1 protein-coding gene is annotated in these 1,439 nt (G+C 57.5%); it reads left to right on the forward strand.

The annotated features are described in order from the left end of the window. Positions 1–208: 208 nt before the first annotated feature. Positions 209–1,285, forward strand: coding sequence for an IS256 family transposase (locus H5T41_11120; protein ID MBC7109309.1), 1,077 nt, complete (start codon positions 209–211; stop codon positions 1,283–1,285). Positions 1,286–1,439 lie beyond the last annotated feature (154 nt).

The raw sequence follows: 1,439 nt of genomic DNA on the forward strand, positions 1-1,439 counted from the left end.
AGAGCATGCCCGACTTTTCCAGGGGTTGCCGAAGCTCCTACTACCGCCACCGAACGGGGAAAAAGAAGGCCATCCAAGTTTCGTCGCATGGCCCTAGATCCTAACCCACCCCCATGGAACTTCCAGGTAGTGTAACGGCAAGTGTGTCTGTGGGGCCGCATGGTAGCCTTCCCGTTGGAAGAGCCTTTCGAAAGGAGGGAAAGCTACCATGCACAAGGAAACACGTGACGAGATCGTAAAGGGGTTCGCGGAGGAGCTCAAGGCGATGGTCCGAAACCTTCTGGAGAGCCTTATGCGGGAGGAGAGGGAGGTCTATCTCGGGGAGCACTCTACCAAGGCGAACGGGTACTACACCCGTGACCTCCTCACTCTCGCTGGCTCCATCGAGGACCTCAAGGTGCCCCGCGTGCGGGAAGGGGATTTTCGTCCGCGGATCCTCCCCTACCGGAAGCGCGCTTCGGTAGACCTCTCGGAAGCCATCCTCACCCTCTACGCGGTCGGGGTGAGCACGAGGAACATCTCCCGCTTCCTGGAGGGAGTCTACGGAGCCTTTTACTCGCCCCAAAGCATCTCCCGCCTCATCGCGGTCACCAAAGAAGAAGTGAAATCCTGGCGGGAAAGGCCGCTTGGGGAGGAGTACTACGCGGTGTTTCTGGACGGAACCTTCCTCTCTATTCGCCGAGGGGAAACGGCCAAGGAACCGGTGTACATTGCCCTCGGGATCAAGCCTGATGGGCGTCGGGAGATCCTGGGGTTTTGGCTGTTTGGGGCGGAAGGGGAAAGTGCCAGGAATTGGGAGGAGGTGCTCAAAGATCTGAAACGACGGGGGATTCAAAGGGCGCGGATCTTTATCACCGATGATCTTCCGGGTCTAGAGGAGGCGATCAGGAAGATCTTTCCCGAGGCAGATTGGCAGCTTTGTGTCTTGCATGCCGTGCGGGATGCCCTGAACAAGGCTAGGAAGAAGGACCGCGAGGCCCTGGCCGAGGCGCTCAAGAGGATTTACCGGGTGGAGACGGAAGAGGAAGCCAAGGAAGGCCTACGGAAGCTGCGGGAGCGGTGGGGCGGCATCTATCCCAAGATCGTAGAGCGCTGGGAGACCAAGGCTTATGCCCTTTTGGCGTTTCTGCGGCATCCTAAGCCCATCCGGCGGTATCTTTACACCACGAATCAACTGGAACGGTTGGCGAAGGAGGTGAAACGGCGGACGAAGGTGATGGAGGTGTTCTGTGGAGAGGAGGCGGTAGAAAATCTTTTGTACTTGGTTTTGCGTCATCTGGACTAAGCATGGGGAGCTACTATGCTGGCTAGACGCACTAAACGGGACACTATACCAAGAAGGAACATTCCTCACGACTTGGACTCCCTTAAGACCCGTTTTTCTCGGCCCTGAGGTTACTTTGCCCTTCTCTGTAGAGGTCCAAAATCTCCGCGGGCGT

The sequence above is a fragment of the Methanomassiliicoccales archaeon genome, from assembly GCA_014361295.1.
Taxonomy (GTDB): domain Archaea; phylum Thermoplasmatota; class Thermoplasmata; order Methanomassiliicoccales; family JACIVX01; genus JACIVX01.